This window comes from Mesorhizobium sp. M1295 (genome assembly GCF_040318135.1).
Lineage (GTDB): Bacteria > Pseudomonadota > Alphaproteobacteria > Rhizobiales > Rhizobiaceae > Mesorhizobium.
The window spans coordinates 140,740-163,417 of record NZ_JAMYLU010000001.1 but is presented as its reverse complement, the minus strand read 5'-3'; the positions used below and the strand labels follow the sequence as shown (position 1 = coordinate 163,417).

The window sequence follows — 22,678 nt, the reverse complement described above, 5'->3', positions numbered from 1 at the left end:
AGTTAGCGCCCTAAACCCACCGCCCCTATCCACCACGGACAGAGGGATGCCAAAACGTGATTGCTCTCTCGAAAAGAGCGACCACGCCATAAAAGACCGAACCCGCAAGTGCTGCAACTGCGATTTCGGCCCACACCATGTCGATGTTCATCCGCCCGACTTCCGTCGAAATGCGGAATCCCATGCCGACCACCGGCGTGCCGAAGAACTCGGCGACGATGGCGCCGATCAGCGCCAGCGTCGAATTGATCTTCAACGCATTGAAGATGAACGGTGCCGCCGCCGGCAGCCGCAGCTTGAACAGCGTCTGCCAGTAGCTCGAGGCATAGGTGCGCATCAGGTCGCGCTCCATATGGCCGGAGGCGGTAAGCCCGGCGACGGTGTTCACCAGCATCGGGAAGAAGGTCATGATTATGACCACGGCTGCCTTGGATTGCCAGTCGAAGCCGAACCACATGACCATGATCGGCGCGACGCCGATGATCGGCAGCGCCGACACCATATTGCCGATCGGCAAAAGCCCGCGCCGCAGGAACGGCACACGGTCGGCGGCGATGGCAACGAGGAAGCCGGCGCTGCTGCCCACGACATAGCCGAAGATCACCGCCTTGAAGATGGTCTGCCTGACATCGGCCCCCAGCACCGGCAGCGAGCCGACGATGCGTGCACCGATGGCGCTTGGCGGCGGCAACAGGATGAAGGGAATGCCGGCGCCACGCGTCACCGCCTCCCAGATGATCAGGATCCAAGCGCCGAAGATGGCTGGAATGATCAGGCGCAAGGCGGTTGACGCCCAGCGCGACGTCGGGCGAACCGACGACAAGACCGTTACGCAGCGCCAGGCCAAAAACCACGCCGCGACGAGCAGCAGATAGAAGGAGCCACGAGCGCTGCCCTCATTGCCGGTTATGCCGGCGAGCAACATCCACGCCGCGCCGTGCGCGCCAAGGAACAGCAACACCACCCCGATCATCGGTGGAAAGTTGTCGGCCTCGATTGCCATGAGCAGCAAAATGAAAATCAAAACCGTAGTCGCCATGCCGTAACCGGGCGTAGCACTGACGAGCGGCCAAAGAAGCAGCGCGCCGACAAGCAGGATAAGCGCGGCATATCCTTGCCAGGATCGGGGGGTGATTGAGGAAAGGCTCAGGAGCGAGCTCATGCCGGCCTCCCGCCCATGGCGCGGTCGACAAGGCGCCCAGCAATGCCGACCAGCATAACCAGCAGCGCCGCCACCACCGAGCCGGCGACCAGCGCCGACCAGATGTCGATCGTCTGGCTGTAGTAGGCGCCGGCGAGCAATTTGGCCCCGATGCCGGCGACGGCGCCGGTCGGCAGCTCGCCGACAATGGCGCCGACCAGGCTGGCGGCCACCGCCACCTTCATCGAGGTGAACAGGAACGGCACCGAGGCCGGCACCCGCAATTTCCAGAAGGTCTGCGAGGGACTGGCATTATAGGTATGCATCAGGTCGAGATGGGTGAGCTCGGGCGAGCGAAGCCCCTTCACCATGCCAACCGCCACCGGGAAGAACGACAGATAGGTCGAGATCAGCGCTTTCGGGATCAGCCCGGTGATGCCGACCGCCGCCAGCACGACAATGATCATCGGCGCCACCGCCAGGATCGGAATGGTCTGCGAGGCGATGATCCACGGCATCATGCTGCGGTCGAGCGTCGTCACATGCACGATGCCGACGGCGATGACGATGCCGAGCGCCGTGCCGAAGGCAAAGCCGAGCAGCGTCGACGACAGCGTCACCCAGGCATTGTAGACAAGGCTGCGGTTCGAGGTGATGCTGCGCAAAAAGGTGTTTTCGAAAAAATTCACCGCCACCTGGTGTGGCGCCGGTAGCGTCGGCTTCGGTTGTGCCAGCGTCTTACCGATGAATTCCACAATGCCCGGTGTCAGATTGGCGCGGCGGTCGAGATCGCGCTGGAACGGCGCGTTGAGGACAACGGCCATGACGTACCAGACGACGACCACGCCCAGGAGGATCGAGGTCACGGGAACGATCTTGTCGCGAAACGAGTCCATCTAGCGATCCTCGGGCGCTTGGCGCCCTCCTCTCCCCAACGGGGAGAGGGTGGCCGGAGCGAAGCGGAGGCCGGGTGAGGGGGTAGAAATCTTTCCGTCGAGGCAAGCCAATATCGTATCAAGGACCGCTCGACGTTCGGCCAGAACTTCATGGTTCCAGAACCGAAGAACGGAATAGCCATAGCCATTCAGCCAAGCAGTTCTCGCCGTATCGGTTGGAGAATCCGCATGCTGACTGCCGTCGACTTCAACAATCAGACCCTTCTCGCGACAAACGAAGTCCGCGATGAAAAGGCCAAGCGGCACCTGCCTCACAAATTTGTAGCCGTTGAGATGACGTCCTCTCAGTTCCCCCCAAAGCCGGTACTCAGCCTCGGTCTCGTCAAACCGGAGCTTTCGGGCACGAGCGGTTGCCCCAACATTTCTTTTAGTTGGATCTGTCGGCGCCGCCCCCTCACCCGACCTCCGCTTCGCTCCGGCCACCCTCTCCCCGTCGGGGAGAGGAGGACCCTCATCCCGCTCAATCATCATAGCTGTGCCCTGCCCTCAGCCCGTCGCGCACCCGTGCCGCGATGGCCAGGAACTCCGGCGTCTCGCGGATATCGAGCGGCCGCTTCTTCGGCAGCGTCGATTCTATGACATCGCTGACACGCCCCGGGCGCGGCGACATGACGATGATGCGCGTCGACAGATAGACCGCCTCGGGGATCGAATGGGTGACGAAGCAGATGGTCTTGTTGGTCCGCTCCCAAAGCTCCAGCAGTTGTTCGTTGAGGTGGTCGCGCACGATCTCGTCCAGCGCGCCGAACGGTTCGTCCATCAACAAAAGGTCGGCATCGAAGGCGAGCGCCCGTGCGATCGAGGCGCGCTGCTGCATGCCGCCCGAAAGCTGCCAGGGGTATTTCTTCTCGAAGCCGCTGAGGTTGACGAGGTCGAGGGTTCGCTTGATGCGCGCCGCCTGCTCCGCCCTGGACAGGCCCATGATCTCCAGCGGCAGCGCCACATTGCGCTCGATCGTGCGCCACGGATAAAGTGCGGCCGCCTGGAAGACATAGCCATAGGCGCGGCGCTGGCGCGCCTGCTCGGGCGTCATGCCGTTGACGGAAATGGCTCCCGATGTCGGCTTCTCCAGATCGGCGATGACGCGCAGCAAGGTCGTCTTGCCGCAGCCGGAGGGCCCGATGAAGGACACGAATTCGCCCTTGCCGATGGTCAGGTCGACATTCGACAGCGCCTGCACCGGACCGTCGTTGGTCTGGAAGGTCAGGCCAAGCTTGCTTGCCGAAACAACGGCTGGCGATGCTCCCGTCATCGGCCGTAGCCTGTCGCTTCCGGCCACTGCGCCACCGGCCGGAATCCGATTGATTTTACCCCGATGTTGCTTTCCACTCGCCCAGTCCTACTCGCGCCAGTTCTACGCGCCCCAGTTCTACGTGCCCTTGTCCCATCAGATAGACGCCCGGAGTTGCCCCGATGTCGCCCAAACCGACGTGCCATCTTATCCGCCCTGAAAGCTCTTATGAAGGCAAGCAGGGCCTGAGCTATTTCGCCGGTATCGCCGCCGAAACAGTCGGCTCCTCCGGTATCTGCATGCATCTGCTGACCATGCCTCCGGGCGCCCGCGCCAAGGCGCATATGCACGAAAACCATGAAACCGCGATCTATGTGCTCTCCGGCGAAGTCCATACCTGGTATGGCGACCGGCTCGAACAGCATATCGTGGTCAAGGCCGGCGATCTTTTCTATATTCCCCCCGGTGTGCCGCATCTGCCGGCCAATCTGAGCGACAGCCCCGCCTCGGCGGTTATTGCCCGCACCGATCCCAACGAACAGGAAAGCGTCGTCCTGCTGCCGGAACTGGACGGGTTGGTCGCCTGAGGACTGGGTCGAGGCGGCGGCCGTCATCGGCACCGTCACGAACATGATTTCAGCGGCCCTATCTCCTCAAGGCCGGGAATGGTCACGAAGAAACCGTCCCCTCCTTTGTTGATGACCTTGACGACATCTGTGGTCGTCCCCTCCTCGCCCTCGGCGAAACAGGTGGAGCTCAACAACTGGGTGCCAGGCGTCGTCGTCAATGGCTGTGCGAACTCGCAGCCGCTGCCATAGGTTTCGACGCCCTCGGCGGTCAGCACGACATAATCGTCGCGGTCCTGATAACCGAGCCGTACACCAGCGCAACCGACCTCATTGCCAAAGGAGCCGGCAAGGACGTCCGCCGCCGGCCCGGCGGCAAGGATCACCGCGGCCATTGAGATGATCGCTCCGTGGCTCGCCAAGCTCAAACGCCCGTCGCCGGGATGCCTGTACGCTCCACCTTGCGCGGCGCGGAAATTTCCTTCCAGGTCGACAGTGCCCGGTTGACCGCCGCGTTCGGCTCGCGAGCGACGAACTCGCCATGGCCGGGCTTTGCCTTAACCTCGTTTTCCTCGATCGACAGTTCGCCGCGCGAGAAGACGTAGCGTGGCAGGCCGGTCACCTCGAAACCTTCGAAGACGTTGTAGTCGATGACCGACTGCTGCTTCTTGGCCGTGATTTTCTTCTTGCGCTTCGGGTCCCAGACAAGGATGTCGGCGTCCGCGCCTTCGACGATGGCGCCCTTCTTCGGGTACATGTTGAGGATCTTGGCGATGTTGGTCGAGGTCACCGCGACGAACTCGTTCATCGTCAGCCGGCCGGTGTTGACGCCGGTCGTCCACAGCACCGGCAAACGATCCTCGAGCCCGCCCGTGCCATTCGGGATCTTGGTGAAGTCGCCGACGCCGTTGCGCTTCTGCTTGGTGGTGAAGGCACAATGGTCGGTCGCCACCACTTGCAGTGACCCAGCCTGCAGGCCGGCCCACAGCGAATCCTGATGCCATTTGTTGCGGAAGGGCGGGCTCATAACGCGCCGCGCCGCATGGTCCCAGTCCTTGTTGAAATATTCGCTCTCGTCCAGCGTCAGGTGCTGGACCAGCGGCTCGCCGAATACCCGCATGCCTTTCTGGCGCGCCCGGCGGATGGCCTCGTGGGCCTGCTCGCAGGAGACATGCACGACATAGAGCGGCACGCCGGCCATGTCGGCGATCATGATGGCACGATTGGTCGCCTCGCCTTCGACTTCCGGCGGGCGCGAATAGGCGTGTCCCTCCGGACCACTATTGCCCGCCGCCAGCAGCTTCTGCGACAGTGCCGCCACCACGTCGCCATTCTCGGCATGGACCAGCGGCAGCGCGCCGAGATCGGCACAGCGCTGGAACGACGAATACAGCTCGTCGTCATCGACCATCAGCGCACCCTTGTAGGCCATGAAATGCTTGAACGAGGTGATGCCCCTGTCGACGACGGTGGCCATCTCGTCGAACACCTGCTTGCCCCACCAGGTGATCGCCATGTGGAAGGAATAATCGCAGGAAGCCTTCGAAGTCTTGTTGTCCCACATCTGCAAGGCCTCGAGCAGCGACTGCTGCGGCGCGGGCAGGCAGAAATCGACGACCATCGTCGTGCCGCCGGCGAGCGCGGCGCGGGTGCCGCTCTCGAAATCATCGGCCGAATAGGTGCCCATGAACGGCATTTCGAGGTGGGTATGCGGGTCGATGCCGCCCGGCATGACATAGCAGCCGCTGGCGTCGAACTCATGGTCGCCATGCAGATCCGGCCCGATGCCGACGATCTTGCCGTGCCTGAACAGCACATCGGCCTTCCATGTCCGGTCCGCGGTGACGATGGTGCCATTCTTGATGACTTTGGACATTTTCTTGTTCCCTTATTCTTTTCGCGCTTCTTGCGAGCGGCGTTGCGAGGTGGCAGCTATCCCATCATTCGACAATCACCGCCGTATCGACCACCGCGTGGAACAGCACGTCGGCGCCGGCCGTTGCCCATTCCTTGGTGATCTCCTCGGCCTCGTTGTGGCTGAGCCCGTCGACGCAGGGACACATCACCATCGCCGTCGGTGCGACGCGGTTGATCCAGCAGGCGTCGTGGCCGGCGCCGGAGACGATGTTGCGATGCGTATATCCCAGGCGCTCCGCCGCATCCCGCACCGCCTTGACGCAGCCCGCGTCGAAAGTGACCGGATCGAAATGGCCGACCTGCTCGATTTGATATTTAATGTCGAGCGCCTCGCAGATCGTGTCGATGCCTTCCCGGATGCGGCCGTCCATGGCGTCCAGCACTTCCTTTTCCGGTGAGCGGATGTCGATGGTGAAGACGGTGCGACCGGCGATGATGTTGCGCGAGTTCGGATAGACCTCCATATGGCCGACCGCGCCAACGGCGTCCGGCTGGTAGTCCATGGCGATCTCGTGCACCAACTCGATCACCCGCGCCATGCCGAGCCCGGCATTGCGCCGCTTCGGCATCGGCGTCGAGCCGGTATGCGCCTCCCTGCCGGTCAGCGTCACCTGCAGCCATTTCAGTCCCTGGCCATGGGTGACGACGCCAATGTCGATGCCCTCGTCCTCGAGGATCGGGCCCTGCTCGATATGCAATTCGAAGAAGGCGTGGATCTTGCGCTCACCGACTTTCTCGGTGCCCTTCCAGCCGATCCGTTCGAGCTCCTCGCCGAATTTCTTGCCGTCCTTGTCGACATGCGAATAGATTTCGGCCTGATCGAGCACGCCGGCGAATACCCCGGACGCCATCATCGCCGGCGCAAAGCGCGCGCCTTCCTCGTTGGTCCAGTTGGTGACGACGATCGGGTGCTTGGTCTTGATGCCGAGATCGTCGAGCGAGCGCACAACCTCCAGGCCGCCGAGCACGCCGAGCACGCCGTCATACTTGCCGCCGGTCGGCTGCGTATCGAGATGGCTGCCGACATACACCGGCGGCAGGCTGGGATCGGTGCCTTCGCGACGGGCAAACATCGTGCCCATCTCGTCGACGCCCATTTCGAGCCCCGCCTCATCGCACCAGCGCTTGAACAGATGCCGCCCTTCGCCATCCTCGTCGGTAACGGTCTGGCGATTATTGCCGCCGGCAATGCCGGGGCCGATCTTCGCCATCTCCATTATCGAATCCCACAAACGGTCTGAATTGATTCGCAGATTCTCGCCGGGGGCGGCCATTCAAGTTCCTCTCATTTACTCACATTAGGACGACGGTTCCCGTCGTCGCCCTACATGTTGGGGAGCATCTAGTCCACCGCCCTCAGCACTTCGCGCACATGGTCGATCAATTCGTTGATCTGGCCCTTGGTAATGATGAGCGGTGGCGACAGAGCGATGATGTCGCCGGTGGTGCGGATCAGCGCACCGCGCTCGAACGCCTTGACGAAAGCCGAGAAGGCGCGCTTCGTCGGCTGGCCTGCGATCGGCGCCAGCTCGATCGCGCCGATCAGGCCGATGTTGCGGATGTCGATGACGTTCGGTTCGCCCTTCAGCGAGTGCAGCGCGTCCTCCCAGTACGGCGCCAGTTCCTCGCCGCGCGTCAGCAGCCCCTCTTCCTTGTAGGTGTCGAGTGTGCCCAGCGCCGCCGCGCAGGCGATCGGATTGCCCGAATAGGTGTAGCCGTGGAAGAACTCAATCATATGCTCGGGCCCGGTCATGAAGGCGTCGTGGATTTCCTTCTTGACGAACACCGCGCCCATCGGGATGACGCCATTGGAGACGCCCTTGGCCGTCGTCATGATATCCGGGGTGACACCGAAATAGTCGGCGGCAAACGGCGTGCCGAGGCGGCCAAAACCGGTGATGACCTCGTCGAAGATCAGCAAGATGCCGTGCTTGGTGCAGATCTCGCGCAGCTTCTGCAGATAGCCCTTCGGCGGCAGGATGACGCCGGTGGAACCGGCAACCGGTTCGACGATGACTGCGGCGATGGTCGACGCGTCGTGCAAGGCGACGATGCGTTCCAGCTCGTTGGCCAGTTCCGCGCCATGCTCGGGCACGCCTTTCGTGAAGGAGTTCCTTTCCGGCAAATGCGTGTGTGGCATGTGATCTACGCCGCCGAGCAGCGTGCCAAACATCTTGCGGTTGGTGACGATGCCGCCGACCGAGATGCCGCCGAAATTGACGCCGTGATAGCCGCGCTCGCGGCCGATCAGCCGGGTGCGCGAGCCCTCGCCTTTTACGCGGTGATAGGCGATCGCCATCTTCAGCGCCGTCTCGACTGATTCCGAGCCGGAATTGGTGAAGAACACATGGTCCATGCCCTTCGGGGCGATGTCGACCAGGCGATTGGCCAGCTCGAACACGATCGGGTGGCCCATCTGGAAGGCCGGCGCATAGTCGAGCTCTGCCGCTTGGCTCTGGATCGCCTCGGTGATCTTCGGGCGGCAGTGGCCGGCATTGACGCACCACAGGCCGGCGGTGCCGTCGAGAACCTTGCGCCCGTCGCTGGTCGTGTAATGCATGTCCTTGGCCGACACCATCATGCGCGGCGCCTGCTTGAACTGCCGGTTTGCCGTGAACGGCATCCAGAATGCGCTGAGATCGTTCGGCGTGACTTTCAGCCGGTTGGACATGACCAAGACTTCCCCTTGTAACCTGTTTCGGTGCGGCTAACGCTTGGTCTTTCCAACACTTGGTCTTTGCTGCGTTTTCGTGCTACGCAAATTTTTGACCGGTTGGACAAACGTTAGCACCGCCTTATCAGCGGTCAAGGGATTACTAGCGGAAATGCGGCTTTCGAAGTGCGCTCCACAGGGCGGGGAAAAACTGGTCCAGAGAATTGGTCCAGACGCTCCTCACAGCGAAGGTTGTTCGAGGTGACGGGGGCGGTCGAAAGCTCCGCTCCACGCCGCACCCGCATCCAGCTGGAAAAGCGCGAGCTCATTCTGGAGGCGGCGCTCGAAGTCTTCTCCACCAACGGTTTTCGCGGTTCGACCATCGACCAGATCGCCGAAGCCGCCGGCATGTCGAAGCCGAACCTGCTCTATTATTTCCGCCGCAAGGAGGACATCCACGAGACGCTGATGCAACGGCTTCTCGACACCTGGCTGGCGCCGCTGCGCGAACTCGACGACATTGGCGATCCGCTGACCGAACTGCGCAACTACATCAGGCGCAAGCTCGAAATGGCGCGCGATTTCCCGCGCGAGAGCCGGCTATTCGCTAATGAGATCCTGCAGGGCGCGCCGCGCATCATGCCGATGCTGGAAGGTGAGTTGAAGACGCTGGTCGACGAGAAAGCCAACGTCATCAAGGGCTGGATGCGCGCCGGCAAGATTGCCCGCACCGACCCCTGGCACCTGATCTTCTCGATCTGGGCGACGACGCAGCATTATGCCGATTTCGACGTCCAGGTCCGCGCCGTGCTCGGCCCCGACCGCGGCGGCGACGGCCGCTTCGAGGATGCCGCAAGGTTTCTCGAGCAACTGTTCATCGACGGGCTGAAGCCGAAAGACTAGCCTTGATGGTTCACGCGCTGCGCCGCGCGGCCGGCAGCGCATCGAGCAGCTTCTGCAGCTTGGCGATCGAATTCTGCTCGGCGAGCGGCGTGTAGACGATCAGCTTCATGTCCGAGCCGTCGTCGATCGACAGGCTCATATGTTCGAACGCCATGGCGCCCGCTATCGGATGCCTGACATGCTTCACACCCGATAGGTTGCGGGCCACATCGCGCAGCGGCCACCAGGCGCGGAACTCCGGGCTTGAACGCGTCATCAGCGCAATCAACCGCTCGAAATCCGGATCGCCGACATACTTCGCGCTTTCCGCCCGGAATGACGCCAGCACGGCGCGCGCCAGTTCCTCCCAGTCGGCGAGCAGGCGCCGATGCTGCGGGCTGGTGAAAACCATATGGACGATGTTGCGGGCATCGCCCTCCAGCAGGCCATAATCGCCGAACACGGCTGCCGCCGCCGGGTTCCAGGCCAGCACATCCCAGCGCCGCCCGACGACATAGGCCGGCTGCAGGACCAGGCTCTGCAGCATGTGCAGCAAGGGGCCGTCGATCTTTTCCGGCGCGTCGACGCGACGCTCCGGCTGCGGCCGGCCGGCGAGAATAAACAGATGCCGTTGCTCAGCCGCGTCCAGGCGCAGCGCCTGGCTGAGTGCGGTCAGCACTTCCACCGACGGCCGAACGTCGCGGCCCTGCTCCAGCCAGGTGTACCAGGTCGTGCCGACGCCGGCGATCATCGCCACCTCCTCGCGCCGCAGCCCGGGCGTGCGCCGGCGTAAGCCGGTCGAGATGCCGGTGGCCGAAGGCGTCAGCCTTTCGCGCCGCGAACGCAGGAAGGCGCCGAGCTCGCGGCGGCGGCTGTCTTCGGCGGAATGCGCGGTGGAATCCATGGCCGCTATTATAGCAGTACCGATACCAGGATAAAGTTTGAACTGTTTGGCAAGTGGCTGGTGCCCCATCTTTCCGCTCAGAGCGATGAGATGGAGGCTCTGAACATGGAACTGAAAGACAAGACAATCCTCATCACCGGTTCGACCGACGGCGTCGGCCGCGTCGTCGCGCAAAGGCTCGGCGCCGGCGGCGCCCGCATCCTGGTGCATGGCCGCGACGCGACCAGGGGCAAGGCGATCGTGGCCGAGATCGAAGCCGCCGGCGGCAAAGCCGAGTTGCTCGTGGCCGATCTCTCCTCCCTGGCCGAGGTCCGCCGCCTCGCCGAGGCTGTTCGCGCCCGCACGGGCCGACTCGATGTCCTCATCAACAATGCCGGCGTCGGCACCGCCGGCCCCAACGCCAAACGACAGGTCAGCGCCGACAGCTACGAACTGCGCTTTGCCGTCAACTATCTCGCCGGTTTCCTGCTCACCACGGAGCTGCTGCCGCTGCTCAAGGCCAGCGCGCCGGCGCGCATTGTCAACGTCGCCTCGGCCGGCCAGCAGGCGATCGATTTCGACGACGTCATGCTGACCCGCTCCTATGACGGCGTCCGTGCCTACTGCCAGAGCAAGCTGGCGCAGATCATGTTCACCATCGATCTGGCGGAGCAGCTGAACGGCATCGGCGTCACGGTCAACAGCCTGCATCCGGCAAGCTACATGAACACCACGATGGTGCGGCAGGCGGGCGTCACACCCTGGAGCTCGGTCGAAACCGGCGCCGAAGCCATCATCAACCTCGCCGCATCGCCGGCCCTGGAAGGGCGGAGCGGCCTCTATTTCGACGGCCAAAAAGAATCCCGCGCCGATGCGCAAGCCTATGACGCTAAGACACGACGTCGATTGCGGGAATTGAGCCTCGGTCTTGTCGGGCTCGCACCGGCTTCCGCAACATCGAAGAGAGAAAATTCATGATCGAGAAAGCGCAACACACTGTGGTCGTCGGCGGCTCCTCCGGCATCGGCCTCGCCACCGCGAAAAAACTGCTTGGCCCGGGCATGAAGGTGACGATCACCGGGCGCAGCCGGGAACGGCTCGACAACGCATGGCAAAGCCTTGGCGGTGCCGTCGGAAAAGCTGCCTTCGATGCCGCGAAGCCGGACGAGGTTCGCCGGTTTTTCAGCGATCTCGGCCCTTTCGATCACCTGGTGCTGGCCGCGAGCGGCGGCAAGGGGCTCGGCCCGTTCGAAACGCTTGACCTGACCGACATCGGCGGCGGCGTCGACGAGAAGGTCCGGCCGCAGCTCTCCTGCCTGCAGGCCGCCTTGCCGACGCTGAACAAGAGCGGCTCGGTGACTTTCATCTCGGCGGTGTCGGCGCAATTGTCGGCGCCGGGTGTCGCCGGCATCGCCGCCGTCAACGGCATGCTGCTGACCGTAGTGCCGATCCTGGCAATGGAGCTGAAGCCGTTACGCGTCAATGTCGTGGCGCCGGGCGTCATTGACACGCCCTGGTGGGATTTTTTGCCTGATGAACAGCGCCATGCGGTGTTTGCCGATTATGCAGGCAAGACGCCGGTCGGCCGCATCGGCCGCGCCGAGGACGTTGCTGAGGCGATCGCGTTCCTGGTTTCGAACAGCTTCGTCACCGGCCAGATCCTGACCTGCGACGGCGGCTTGCGGTATGCGGCGTAACGCGGCTACATCTACGCGGCAATCGCTTTCAAAGCGACTGCGCGATCAGCGCCAGAAATCCTCCGGTCAGCGCGACGTTGCCGACAAAGCCATTGATGCGGGACGCGCGCTCGGGACCCTGATGATCCCAGAAATTATGGAACATCGGCGTAGCAACGACAAGGAACAACACCAGGCACAGAGCGGCGGCAGCGGTCCAGATGCCCGCGATCACCAGTGCTCCGGTGACGGTCTGCAGGACGATCCCCAGCCAGAGCACCAGCCGCGCCTGCGGCACGCCGCGCGTCGTCATCAATTGGGTCAGGAACGCCGCGTTTTGGATGTTGCGCAGGCCGGCAAAGACAAAGGCGCCGCCGAGCAGCAGGCGGGCCGCGAATAGAATCTCACTATCAAAGCTTGAAAACATGCTGTTGGTCCTTGGGCAGAAAAGAGGCGCGCGACGCAGGCCGCGCGCCTGGTCCATGCTCAAGCGGCCATGACCGCCGGCATCGGATGGATTGCATGGAACGGAACGCAAAGTCGGTTCCAGGTGTTGATCATGCCGAGTGCAACCGACAGCTTGACCAACTCCTGCTCCGAAAAATGCTCGAGCGTCCTTGCGTAGAGTTCGTCCGAAACACCGTTGTCGGCGATCCTGGTCAGCGCGTCGGTCCAGGCAAAGGCTGCGCGTTCGCGCTCTGAAAATAGCGGCGATTCCTTCCAGGCGGAGACGAGATAGAGCCGCTGCTCGCTCTCGCCGTCGTGGCGCGCCTCGCGGCTGTGCATCTCGACGCAATACGAGCAGCCGTTGATCTGCGACGCCCTGAGCTTGATCAGATGCAACAGGCTTTTTTCGAGCCCGCATTCGTCGACTGCCTTGTTGAGCACCGACACCGCCTTCATGATCTCCGGCGCCGCGCCGAAAAATTGCAGCCTCTCTTTCATCGTTTTTAGCCTTTCATGCTTGCTTGGTTGAACTTGATTTCTGCGGACGCTGACGGCGCTCGACGAAGGCGCAGTTGGCGGCGACCGAACGGGGATCGGCATCGGCCGTGTATTCTGCAACGATGTCGGACAGCCGGGCGTCGGCGAGCGCTGCGCGGTAGGCACGCTCGGCCTTCAGCATCGCCACCTTGATGCCGCAGGGTTTGACATAAACCGAGGCATCGAGCCTGGCGGGGCCGCGCTGGCGGATTTCGGCGCAGCGAAAGGCCGGTTCTCGCCCTTCGACGGCCAACACGATATCGAGCAGCGTAATGCGTTCCGCCGGCCGCGCCAGCCGGTAGCCGCCGGACGGCCCCGGAACCGATTCCAGAATGCCCGACACCGTCAGCATGTTGAGATGCTTGAGGAGATAGCTCGGCGACAGCCCGAACGCTTCCGCCATGGCAGCACCCGGCATGGTCGCGGCGCCATCAACGCCAGCAAGCATCGCGGCGCAGTGGATGGCCGCTTCGACGCCCTCACCCAGCTTCATTTCGCTCTCCTAGTCATGGATATAGATTATCGTGGATAATCTTTGTCCGCAATAGGGAAATTAAAAAAGCGGCGCCCGTGAACGCCGCTTTTTTTTCGCAATGCTATTCCGCCGCCACCTTGGCCATCGGGTTGTTCGGATGCGTCGTCCAGTTGGCGTAGATCGGTGACACCGGCTTGCCGGTGCGCTGGTCCATCACGCCGACCGCCAGCGGCTCCATGGTGATGCAGTTCTCGACCGGGCAGACATTGACGCAGAGATTGCAGCCGACGCATTCGGCCTCGATCACCTCGAAATGCCTGACGCCGTCCACCATGCTGGTGATCGCCTGGTGCGAGGTGTCCTCGCAGGCGATGTGGCAGCGGCCGCATTTGATACAGGCGTCCTGGTCGATATGCGCCTTGGCGATATAGTTGAGGTTGAGATACTGCCAGTCGGTGACGTTGGGCGTGGCGCGGCCGACGATGTCGTCGAGCGAGGCATGGCCCTTCTCGTCCATCCAGTTTTCCAGGCCGGCGATCATCTCCTGCACGATCTTGAAGCCATAGGTCATTGCCGCCGTGCACACCTGCACATTGCCGGCGCCGAGCGCCATGAACTCGGCGGCGTCGCGCCAGGTGGTGATGCCGCCGATACCGGAGATCGGCAGGCCATGCGTTTCCGGGTCGCGCGCGATCTCGGCCACCATGTTCATCGCGATCGGCTTCACCGCCGGACCGCAATAGCCGCCATGCGAACCCTTACCGTCGATCGTCGGCTCCGGTGCGAAATTGTCGAGATTGACGCCGGTGATCGAATTGATGGTGTTGATCAGCGACACCGCGTCGGTGCCGCCGGCAAGGGCAGCGCGTGCCGGCTTGCGTATGTCGGTGATGTTGGGCGTCAGCTTGGTGATGACCGGCATGCGGGTGTTGGCCTTGCACCAGCGCACCACCATTTCGATGTATTCCGGCACCTGGCCGACCGCCGCACCCATGCCGCGTTCCGACATGCCGTGCGGGCAGCCGAAATTGAGCTCGATACCATCAGCGCCGGTCTCCTCGACCACCGGCAGGATAGCCTTCCAGGCATGCTCCTCGCACGGCACCATCAGCGAGACGACGATCGCCCGGTCGGGCCAATCCATCTTGACCTGCTTGATCTCGCGCAAATTGACCTGCAGGTCACGATCGGTGATCAGCTCGATATTGTTCAGGCCAAGCAGGCGACGATCGGCGCCCCAGATCGCGCCGTAGCGCGGGCCATTAACGTTGACCACCGGCGGACCCTCTTCGCCGAGCGTCTTCCAGACAACGCCGCCCCAGCCCGCCTTGAAGGCGCGGATGACGTTGTAGGCCTTGTCGGTCGGCGGCGCCGAGGCCAGCCAGAACGGGTTCGGCGATTTGATGCCGACGAAATTATTGCGGATGTCTGCCATGCTCATGCCCTCCCGTTCGAGGCAAGTGCCCGATGAATGCTTTCCGCCGCGTCGCGGCCTTGCGCGACGGCCGAGACGGTCAGGTCGTCGCCGCCAAAGATGCAGTCGCCGCCGGCCCAGACGTTTGGCAGCGAGGTGCGGCCTTCGGCGTCGACCTTGATGCGGCCGGCTTCCAGGTCAAGCAAAGCCCCGCTGCCGTTGAGCGCAGCCGGGACAAAACTCTGGCCGATCGCCTTGAACACCTGGTCGGCGGTCAGTGTCAGCCGCTCGCCGGTGCCGACGAGCCGGTCGCCGTCCATCGCGGTGTATTCGAGCTCGATCGCCGACACCTTGCCGCCATCGGCAATGACCCGCTTCGGCTGCAGCCAGTGCCGGATGATGACGCCGTTGGCAGCGGCCAGGTCCTGCTCGAATTCGGAGGCGTTCATGTGCTCCGGGCCGCGCCGATAGCAGATCGTCACCTCTTCGGCCCCGAGCAGCTTCGATTGCACCGCCGCGTCGATCGCCGTCATGCCGCCGCCGATGACGACAACACGCCGGCCGACCGGCAGGCTGGCCAGATCACTGGCCTGACGGAGCTCGGCAATGAACTCGACAGCATTGGTGACGCCTTGCGCCTCCTCGCCATCCGCTCGCAAGGCATTGACGCCGGCAAGCCCCATGCCGAGGAACACCGCGTCGTAATTCCGGGTCAGGTCCGACAGCTGGTAATCACGGCCGAGCGCCTTGCCGTTCTGGATGTCAATGCCGCCGATCGACGTGACATAGTCCACCTCGGCTTGGGCGAAATTGTCGACGCTCTTATAGGCCGCGATACCGTATTCATTAAGGCCGCCGGCCTTCGGGCGGGCTTCCAGGATGGTCACGTCGTGGCCGTAGCGGGCGAGCCGATGCGCGGCCGCTAGCCCGGCCGGACCGGCGCCGACCACGGCGACGGTCTTGCCGGTCGGTTCGGGGCGCTTGTAGAACTGCTTGTTTTCGGCCATGGCGACATCGGTGGCGTAGCGCTGCAGGCGACCAATCTGCACCGGCTTGCCTTCGGCCACTTCGCGCACGCAGACCTCTTCGCACAGCGTCTCGGTCGGGCAGACGCGGGCGCACATGCCGCCCAAGATGTTCTGGTCGAAAATCGTCTTGGCTGAGCCGATCGGATTGCCCGTCGAAATCTGGCGGATGAACAGCGGGATGTCGATCGAGGTCGGGCATGCATTCATGCACGGCGCGTCATAGCAGAAGTAGCAGCGGTCGGACTCGACCAGCGCCTCGTGGTGATCGAGCGGCGGATGCAGGTCGGCGAAATTATCGGCGTATTGTTCCGGCGAAAGCCGCCCGCCGGCAATGCCTTGCTTGAACTGGCCTTCTGCCATCGTCAGTTCCCCATGTTCTTGTTTTGGGGAAGGCTAGCACGTTTTATTTTTTTATCAATTGGTCAATTTTCGGCGCAAGCGACTGAAAAGCTTCAACAAACATGACTGTAATAATCATGTTTTTCCAAACGGCCATATACGTCACGAAGCAGGTACGGAACCGCATTCAGGAGCGTTGCCATGGATCAACCTGATCTCGTCGCACAGCGCGACAAGTTCGGAAGTGAGCGACATCCGGCGCATGGATCAACAACCCCTCGTTGACTGCAAGCAAAGTCGAAAACCACAGGGCGCGCAACCCGGTAACATTTCCGGTTTGCCGTCATCTTTTTTGGTTGGCTGTCGGATTTTCGTCGTGAAGATCGTCCTAGAATGGATCGCGCATGATCGAAAAACCGCAAGGAGCACGACAATGCCACAGTCCCCCATGCCCTTCTTCTGGTACGAGCTGATGACCACCGATCTCGACGCCGCCGAGGCGTTCTACACCGCCGTGGTAGGCTGGCGGGGGCAGCCTTTCGACGGGGCGCCGGGCATGCCGCGCTATATCGTCATGAATGTCGGCGAGCGCGGCGTCGGCGGGCTGATGACGCTGCCCGATGACGCGCGCAAGATGGGAATGCCGCCGGCCTGGATCGGTTATATCCTCACCAGGGATGTCGATGCCGCAACGGCCTCCCTCAAGAAGGCTGGTGGCGCGGTTCACCGCGAGCCAGACGACATTCCGGGCGTTGGCCGCTTCGCCGTCGTTGCCGATCCGCAAGGCGCGATGTTCAACTTCCTGCAGCCCAGCGGTCCCGACCAGCCGCCGCTACCATTGGCGACACCCGGCAACATCGGCTGGCATGAGCTCTACACATCAGACTGGAAGGCGGCGTCCGATTTCTATTCCAGTCAGTTCGGCTGGGAGAAGGGCGACGCCATGGATATGGGTCCGATGGGCGTCTACCAGCTTTTCGCCTTCGGCGGCGAGCCCGTTGGCGGCATAATGAACAAGCCCGAGCAGATCCCGATGCCGGTCTGGCAGTTCTATTTCAACGTGCCCGGCATCGACGCGGCAGCCAAGCGCGTCACCGACAATGGCGGCAAGATCCTGATGGGTCCGATGGAGGTCCCCGGCGGCAGCTGGATCGTGCAGTGCACAGACCCGCAAGGCGCCCATTTCGCGCTAATGGCACCGGTGCGGTAGCAACGTCGCGTCGCGATTGGCGAAACCGGCAGCAAAAACCGATCTCCCCCCTCGTGGGGGAGATGTCCGGCAGGACAGAGAGGGGCGCTGTCCCTCCAACCTTACGCTCTTTGAGAACTATTCCGGCGTCAGCACGGAAACTTTGAGATCGGGCTTCTTGGCGCCGCTGAGCTGGATGGTCGCCGGGCCGGCGGCTAGCTTGAAGCGCACGCTCTTGCGGATCCCCGGACAGGTTTTTATACCACTGAAAGCCGCCGACTTCACGGCTTTACCGTCCTGAACGACATCGATCCAAGCCTCATCAGACAGGCTGATCTGGAGCTCTCCCTCCGGGGGCACGGCCACGCTCGCCATCGCGCCGAATGTACCGGCTGCCGGCGCGCGTTCCGGCGGAACGGTGAAGCTGATCGTGCCGACCGGCGCCAACGCCACATCTGCAGCCTCGCCGACCGAAAGGTCAGCGCCGGACTGCGCGGCGGGCGCCGCCGCAAACAGGGCCTCCTCGCGCGTCACCGGCCATTTGAAGGCAGCACAGCCGGCATCGTCGGCCGTGGCGACGCTGGTGCCTGCAAGGATGGCGAATAGGCTGACGACGACTTTTCTCATGGCAAACGGAACCCACATGGTTTGGAGTGTCTGGATATCACTACAACTATAGCATTTAAAATACAACCCTGGAGAGAAAAATATTAAAAGAACGAGGAACATTTCCAATCACTGATTGTGGCTGGCGGGCCATGCGAAGTGAATGGTCCCCTGTCGGGCGATGATCTATGGCCGGTTCGGGGGTAAAATGGAGTCTTAGATGAAGCTTTTCGACGGTCTTGTCAGATATCAGCTGCAGGCTCTGGCCGCATTGCGCTTCGTGACGGCACTGCAATTCATCGAACATGGTACGCAAAAGCTGTTCAATTTCCCCGTCGGCGACCATGCCGGCGCCCTGAGCGGGCTATCGCTGACCGCGGCCATCCTGGAATTCGCCGGTGGCATCCTGCTGGTATTGGGGCTTTTCACTAGGCCGGTGGCATTCCTTCTCAGCGGTGAGATGGCGATCGCCTATTTCATGGCGCACATGCCGCGCGACTTCTTCCCGGTCAACAATGGTGGCGATGCGGCAATATCGTTCTGCTTCATCTTCCTCTATCTGGTATTCGCCGGCGCCGGCGCATTGGCGCTGGATAACCGCCGCAGCGCCTGAAACCTCACCCACGCATCCGCTCGAAGTTCGCGTCGAACAGTGGGACCGGCTGCATGCGCGCAACATGGCGTTTGCCCAGAAGCTCGATCTCAAAACCGTCGACTTCGTCGGCAATCTCTTTCGGCACATAGCCGATAGCGACGGATTTTTTCGAATGATGCGCATAGCCGCCCGACGTGACCCAGCCGCGCACGGTGCCGCCATGCCAGATTGGTTCGTCGCCGATGACGTCGGCATCGACAGCATCGACGACAAAGGCCCGCAGCCGCAGTCTGCCGCCTTGCTTGCGCTCTGCCAGCGCCGCCTGCTTGCCGATGAAATCGGCCTCCTTGGCATAGGCGACGAAGCGATCGAGGCCGGCCTCCAGCGGCCCATAGATCGGCCGGTATTCGCGCGCCCATGAGCCGTAATTCTTTTCCAGCCGCAATGCGTTGAGCGCTCGCGAGCCGAACAGGCCGATGCCGAATTCTTCGCCCGCCGCCATCAGCGCCTGATAGGCGGCGCGCTGATATTCCGGCGCCACCCAGATCTCGTAGCCGAGATCGCCGGTGTAGCTGACACGCCCGACCAGACACGGCGCCATGCCGATGTCCATCTTGCTGATGGCCATGAACGGAAAGGCCGTATTCGACACATCAGATCGTGTGACCTTTTCAAGAAGGTTCCGCGTGCTCGGCCCGGCGATCGATAAGCCGGTGAGTTTTGCTCCCAGCGCTTCGATACTGACCGAGCCGTCCTTCGGCAGATGCGCTTCGAACCACCGCATATGGTACTGCTCGGCGACGCCGGAGCCGGCCAGGAACCAGCCGTCCCTTTCCGAATTTGGGCTGCTGAGATTGGCTAGCGTGAAATCGCCAATCAGCCTGCCGTCTTCCTTCAGCATCGGCGCCAGCGTCATGCGGCCGGGCCTTGGCAGCTTGCAGGCAAGCAGGCGGTCGAGCCAGGCTGCAGCGCCCTCGCCCGTCACCTTGTATTTGGCGAAGCTCGAAATCTCCGACAGGCCAACGCCTTCTCGAACGGTCTTGACCTCATTTGCGACATGCTCGAAATCGCTCGAGCGCCGCCACGAGAACTCGTCCCTCACGCCTTCCGGCGCATACCATAGCGGCACTTCCAGCCCATAGGCGACGCCCCATTGCGCGCCTTTGGCCGACAGGAGATCATAGACCGGTGTGGTCTTGAGCGGCCGTCCAGCGGGCAGTTCCTCGTTGGGGAAGCGGATCGAAAACCGCCGCGAATAGTTTTCGCGCACCTTGGCGTTGGTATAGGCCATCGTGGCCCAGTCACCGTAGCGCGACACATCCATCGCCCAGATGTCGGCGCCGGGATCGCCCTCGATCATCCAGTTCGACAGCGCCAGCCCGACGCCGCCCCCCTGTGAGAACCCGGCCATGACACCACAGGCCACCCAGAACCCCGGCAGGCCGCGCACCGGCCCGACCAGCGGATTGCCGTCCGGCGCGAAGGTGAAGGGCCCGTTGATGATCTGCTTGATACCGGTGTTCTGGAAGGCCGGGAAATGCCGGAAGCCGACCTCCAGCGATGGCGCGATGCGGTCGATGTCGGGCTCGAGCAACTCGTGGCCGAAGTTCCACGGCGTCTGGAACTCGGACCATGGCTTGTTGGCCTTTTCGTAAGTACCCATCAGCATGCCGCCGCGCTCCTGACGCAGATAGAGCTCGCCATCAAAGTCGACTGCATGGATGATTTCCGTGCCGGTCTTCTGGTTCCAGGCGGCGACTTCCGGCATGTCCTCGGTGATCAGGTACATGTGCTCCATCGCCAGCACCGGCAGCTCCAGCCCGACCATGCGGCCGACCTCGCGCGCCCACAGGCCGCCGGCGTTGACGACATGCTCGGCCACCACCTCGCCCTTGTTGGTAATGACGCGCCACAGCCCGTCGGCGCGCCGCACGATGTCCTCGACCTTGGTGAAGCGCTCAACCTCGGCCCCAAGCTTCCTCGCGGCCTTGGCGTAGGCGTGGGTAACGCCGGATGGATCGAGATGGCCATCCTCCTTGTTGCGGACGGCACCGACGAACTGCTTGGGATCGAGCAGAGGCATCAGTTCGGCGGCTTCGGCCGGCGATATCTCCTCGAGCTCGATGCCGAGATAGCGGCCCTTGGCGACAACGCCGCGCAGCCAGTCGAGCCGCGCCTCGGTCGCCGCCAGCAGCACACCGCCGGTCAGATGCACGCCGGTCGCCTGGCCGGACAGTTCCTCAATCTCCTTGTAGAGCGAGATCGTGTATTTCTGCAGCTTGGCGACATTGGGATCGCCGTTGATCGTGTGCATGCCGCCGGCCGCGTGCCAGGTCGAGCCGGAGGTCAATTCATCGCGCTCCAGGAGCACGATGTCGGTCCAGCCGTGCCGGGCCAGATGGAACAGCACGGAGCACCCGACGACGCCACCGCCAATAACCACGACCTTTGCATGTGATTTCATGGGATTCTCGTCATTTCAAAGAGTTGGATGGGTTTCATGATTCTGGAAGAGAAGAAGATGAATCCGAGAAGAGTGGTGCTTAAGGCTCGCTCTGCCCGATCGCTTCCTTGCGCTTGGCTAGGTACGCCTCCAGCGCCTCGCGCCTGGAGATTTCCATCACCGGCTCGGCGTAGTCCTCCAGCGCCTTCTTCCACAGCCTGGTCGCACGCGACGTGGCGTCGAGCCCACCGGCCTCCTGCCAGGCCTCGTAGTTCTGCCAGTTGGACAGTATCGGCTGGTAGAAGGCCGTGGCGTAGCGCTCCAGCGTGTGTGGCTCGCCGAAGAAGTGGCCGCCGGTCGGAACCGCACCCAGAGCCTCGACGGCAAGCTCGGCCTCGTTGACTTCGATCGGGCGCAAAAACTCCATCATGTGCTGGATCATCTCGACGTCGATGATGAACTTTTCGAACGATGCAGTTAGTCCGCCCTCCTGCCAGCCGGCGGCGTGATAGACGAGGTTGCCGTGGCCTAGCACCGCGCCCCACAGCGCCATCAGCGTCTCATAGGCGCCTTGCGCGTCGGCGGCATTGGAGGCTGAGCCCGGTGTCGTGCGATAAGGCAGCTTGTAACGCCGCGCCAACTGTCCGGACGCGATGTTCGCCTTGGTATTTTCAGGCGTGCCGAAGGCCGGCGCGCCCGATTTCATATCGACATTGGAGGTGAAGGCGCCATACATCACCGGCGCGCCGCGACGGACGAGCTGCGTCAGCACAACGCCAAACAGCGCCTCGGCATTCTGCTGGGCGAGCGCGCCGGCAAGCGTCACCGGGCTCATCGCTCCCATCAGCGTGAACGGCGTCACCGCCACCGACTGGCCGAACTCGGCCATCGTCATCAGCCCCTCGGCCATCATCTCGTCGAAGCGGCGCGGCGAGTTGACCGAAATGATCGTGGTGACCCCGGGATCGTCGCGCATCTCGTCAAGCGTCAGTCCGCGCGCGATTGCCATCATCTTGATGCCGTCGAGCGCCCTGCCACGGCCGATGGCCGAGACGTGAAAGCTTTTGTCCGTCAGCGTCAGATTGGCGAAATAGGTGTCGAGATGACGGGAATTCGCCGGCAATTCCACCGGCGCGCAGACCTGGTTGCCGAGCATGTGGATGCAGTTGAAATGCTGCGCCAGGCGGACGAGATCGGAATAATCGCGCAAATTGCCGGCACGGCGGCCGCGCTCCATGTCGTGCACATTGGGCGGCCCGGCGACGAGCGTGAAGTTGATGGTATTGCCGCCGAGGTGGACGGCATGGGCGGGATTGCGCGGCGTCAGAGTGTAGCTGGACTGTGTCGTCTTCAGCGCTTCCTCGATCATGCCGCGATCGATGCGGACGTTCATCGAGGCATGATCGACCTTGGCCCCGGCCTTCTCGAACAGCGACAGCGCCCGCGGGCTCATCACCTCGATGCCGAAATTCTCCAGGATATGCATAGAGGCTTCATGGATCGCCTCGATCTGGTCGGCCGAGAGCATCGCCATCGGCGGATAAGGGTTTGTCACCCGCCTGAGCGGCAGTTGCGGGATGGCGGTCGGTCCCCTGTTGCTCGTTCGCTCGGCGCCGCGCTTGCGTCTTGGTTCGCTCATGCGGCGCATCAAAGCGCCGGCACGAGGATCGAGCTGTCAAGAATCCGCCACCTGCGGGCGT

At 62.8% G+C, this 22,678-nt stretch carries 23 protein-coding genes; 6 read left to right on the top strand and 17 right to left on the bottom strand.

Annotated elements, in window-relative coordinates; all coding sequences use genetic code 11:
* Nucleotides 1-25 precede the first annotated feature (25 nt).
* From NKH29_RS00720 to NKH29_RS00705, 4 genes are read right to left on the bottom strand one after another with little or no spacing between them, the layout of a single operon-like run.
* Nucleotides 26-1,162 carry an ABC transporter permease gene (locus NKH29_RS00720; protein WP_031194513.1) on the bottom strand — a complete coding sequence of 379 codons (1,137 nt, stop codon included), beginning with the start codon at nt 1,160-1,162 and terminating at the stop codon, nt 26-28.
* Complete coding sequence (locus tag NKH29_RS00715) at nt 1,159-2,037, bottom strand: ABC transporter permease (protein ID WP_023720847.1); 879 nt, start codon at nt 2,035-2,037, stop codon at nt 1,159-1,161. The genes NKH29_RS00720 and NKH29_RS00715 overlap by 4 nt, the downstream gene beginning before the upstream one ends.
* On the bottom strand, nt 2,038-2,565 hold the full coding sequence (locus NKH29_RS00710; protein WP_023720848.1) for an endonuclease domain-containing protein: 528 nt from the start codon (nt 2,563-2,565) through the stop codon (nt 2,038-2,040). It lies immediately after the preceding gene.
* Nucleotides 2,558-3,349 carry an ABC transporter ATP-binding protein gene (locus NKH29_RS00705; protein WP_023720849.1) on the bottom strand — a complete coding sequence of 264 codons (792 nt, stop codon included), beginning with the start codon at nt 3,347-3,349 and terminating at the stop codon, nt 2,558-2,560. Before NKH29_RS00705 ends, NKH29_RS00710 begins: the two co-directional genes overlap by 8 nt.
* A 161-nt stretch (nt 3,350-3,510) precedes the next feature.
* On the opposite strand from NKH29_RS00705, the gene NKH29_RS00700 reads away from it, so the two are divergent.
* A complete protein-coding gene (locus tag NKH29_RS00700; protein WP_023720850.1) occupies nt 3,511-3,915 on the top strand; it encodes a cupin domain-containing protein in 405 nt (134 codons plus the stop codon).
* Nucleotides 3,916-3,950: 35 nt separating this feature from the next.
* Here NKH29_RS00700 and NKH29_RS00695 read toward each other — a convergent pair whose 3' ends face one another.
* From NKH29_RS00695 to aptA, 4 genes are all read right to left on the bottom strand, one after another.
* Nucleotides 3,951-4,289 carry a hypothetical protein gene (locus NKH29_RS00695; RefSeq protein ID WP_352814703.1) on the bottom strand — a complete coding sequence of 113 codons (339 nt, stop codon included), beginning with the start codon at nt 4,287-4,289 and terminating at the stop codon, nt 3,951-3,953.
* A 29-nt stretch (nt 4,290-4,318) separates the two neighbouring features.
* Complete coding sequence (gene hydA / locus NKH29_RS00690) at nt 4,319-5,770, bottom strand: dihydropyrimidinase (protein WP_023720852.1); 1,452 nt, start codon at nt 5,768-5,770, stop codon at nt 4,319-4,321.
* A 64-nt stretch (nt 5,771-5,834) separates the two neighbouring features.
* Entirely contained in the window at nt 5,835-7,085 is a 1,251-nt protein-coding gene (locus tag NKH29_RS00685) for a Zn-dependent hydrolase (protein WP_352639733.1), read from the bottom strand.
* A gap of 68 nt (nt 7,086-7,153) precedes the next feature.
* Nucleotides 7,154-8,482 (bottom strand): omega-aminotransferase AptA, encoded by a 1,329-nt coding sequence (gene aptA, locus NKH29_RS00680; protein WP_023720855.1) that lies wholly within the window; start codon nt 8,480-8,482, stop codon nt 7,154-7,156.
* 243 nt (nt 8,483-8,725) lie between these two features.
* On the opposite strand from aptA, the gene NKH29_RS00675 reads away from it, so the two are divergent.
* Nucleotides 8,726-9,367: a TetR family transcriptional regulator C-terminal domain-containing protein gene (locus NKH29_RS00675; RefSeq protein WP_352482943.1), complete on the top strand. Its 642-nt coding sequence runs from the start codon at nt 8,726-8,728 to the stop codon at nt 9,365-9,367.
* Nucleotides 9,368-9,377: 10 nt separating this feature from the next.
* On the opposite strand, the gene NKH29_RS00670 is transcribed toward NKH29_RS00675, so the two are convergent.
* A complete protein-coding gene (locus NKH29_RS00670; protein WP_352963008.1) occupies nt 9,378-10,250 on the bottom strand; it encodes a helix-turn-helix transcriptional regulator in 873 nt (290 codons plus the stop codon).
* A gap of 105 nt (nt 10,251-10,355) precedes the next feature.
* Between NKH29_RS00670 and NKH29_RS00665 the strand changes: the two genes are divergently transcribed.
* Both NKH29_RS00665 and NKH29_RS00660 read left to right on the top strand, forming a co-directional pair.
* Nucleotides 10,356-11,207 (top strand): SDR family NAD(P)-dependent oxidoreductase, encoded by an 852-nt coding sequence (locus NKH29_RS00665; protein ID WP_352998797.1) that lies wholly within the window; start codon nt 10,356-10,358, stop codon nt 11,205-11,207.
* Nucleotides 11,204-11,926, top strand: coding sequence for an SDR family oxidoreductase (locus NKH29_RS00660; protein WP_352855218.1), 723 nt, complete (start codon nt 11,204-11,206; stop codon nt 11,924-11,926). The genes NKH29_RS00665 and NKH29_RS00660 overlap by 4 nt, the downstream gene beginning before the upstream one ends.
* A gap of 28 nt (nt 11,927-11,954) precedes the next feature.
* Here the strand turns inward: NKH29_RS00660 and NKH29_RS00655 are convergent, their stop codons facing one another.
* The 5 genes from NKH29_RS00655 to NKH29_RS00635 form a co-directional block, all read right to left on the bottom strand.
* Nucleotides 11,955-12,332: a DoxX family protein gene (locus NKH29_RS00655; RefSeq protein ID WP_023720860.1), complete on the bottom strand. Its 378-nt coding sequence runs from the start codon at nt 12,330-12,332 to the stop codon at nt 11,955-11,957.
* Nucleotides 12,333-12,391: 59 nt separating this feature from the next.
* Entirely contained in the window at nt 12,392-12,850 is a 459-nt protein-coding gene (locus tag NKH29_RS00650) for a carboxymuconolactone decarboxylase family protein (protein WP_352495150.1), read from the bottom strand.
* A gap of 13 nt (nt 12,851-12,863) precedes the next feature.
* Nucleotides 12,864-13,382 carry an RrF2 family transcriptional regulator gene (locus NKH29_RS00645; RefSeq protein WP_352495149.1) on the bottom strand — a complete coding sequence of 173 codons (519 nt, stop codon included), beginning with the start codon at nt 13,380-13,382 and terminating at the stop codon, nt 12,864-12,866.
* 103 nt (nt 13,383-13,485) lie between these two features.
* Nucleotides 13,486-14,799, bottom strand: a complete 1,314-nt coding sequence (gene preA, locus NKH29_RS00640) for an NAD-dependent dihydropyrimidine dehydrogenase subunit PreA (RefSeq protein WP_352495148.1) — start codon at nt 14,797-14,799, stop codon at nt 13,486-13,488.
* Between the two features lie 2 nt (nt 14,800-14,801).
* A complete protein-coding gene (locus tag NKH29_RS00635) occupies nt 14,802-16,166 on the bottom strand; it encodes an NAD(P)-dependent oxidoreductase (protein ID WP_352814708.1) in 1,365 nt (454 codons plus the stop codon).
* Between the two features lie 412 nt (nt 16,167-16,578).
* Here NKH29_RS00635 and NKH29_RS00630 point away from each other — a divergent pair, with 412 nt between their 5' ends.
* Nucleotides 16,579-17,355, top strand: coding sequence for a VOC family protein (locus NKH29_RS00630; RefSeq protein WP_023720865.1), 777 nt, complete (start codon nt 16,579-16,581; stop codon nt 17,353-17,355).
* A gap of 117 nt (nt 17,356-17,472) precedes the next feature.
* Here the strand turns inward: NKH29_RS00630 and NKH29_RS00625 are convergent, their stop codons facing one another.
* Nucleotides 17,473-17,979, bottom strand: coding sequence for a hypothetical protein (locus tag NKH29_RS00625; protein ID WP_031194518.1), 507 nt, complete (start codon nt 17,977-17,979; stop codon nt 17,473-17,475).
* A gap of 181 nt (nt 17,980-18,160) precedes the next feature.
* Between NKH29_RS00625 and NKH29_RS00620 the strand changes: the two genes are divergently transcribed.
* Nucleotides 18,161-18,553, top strand: a complete 393-nt coding sequence (locus NKH29_RS00620) for a DoxX family protein (RefSeq protein ID WP_023720867.1) — start codon at nt 18,161-18,163, stop codon at nt 18,551-18,553.
* Between the two features lie 4 nt (nt 18,554-18,557).
* On the opposite strand, the gene NKH29_RS00615 is transcribed toward NKH29_RS00620, so the two are convergent.
* The gene (locus tag NKH29_RS00615) at nt 18,558-20,999 is read right to left on the bottom strand and encodes a GcvT family protein (protein ID WP_352998796.1); all 2,442 of its coding nucleotides are present in this window, start codon (nt 20,997-20,999) and stop codon (nt 18,558-18,560) included.
* 79 nt (nt 21,000-21,078) lie between these two features.
* Nucleotides 21,079-22,617 carry a trimethylamine methyltransferase family protein gene (locus NKH29_RS00610; protein ID WP_352495144.1) on the bottom strand — a complete coding sequence of 513 codons (1,539 nt, stop codon included), beginning with the start codon at nt 22,615-22,617 and terminating at the stop codon, nt 21,079-21,081.
* Nucleotides 22,618-22,678: the final 61 nt, after the last annotated feature.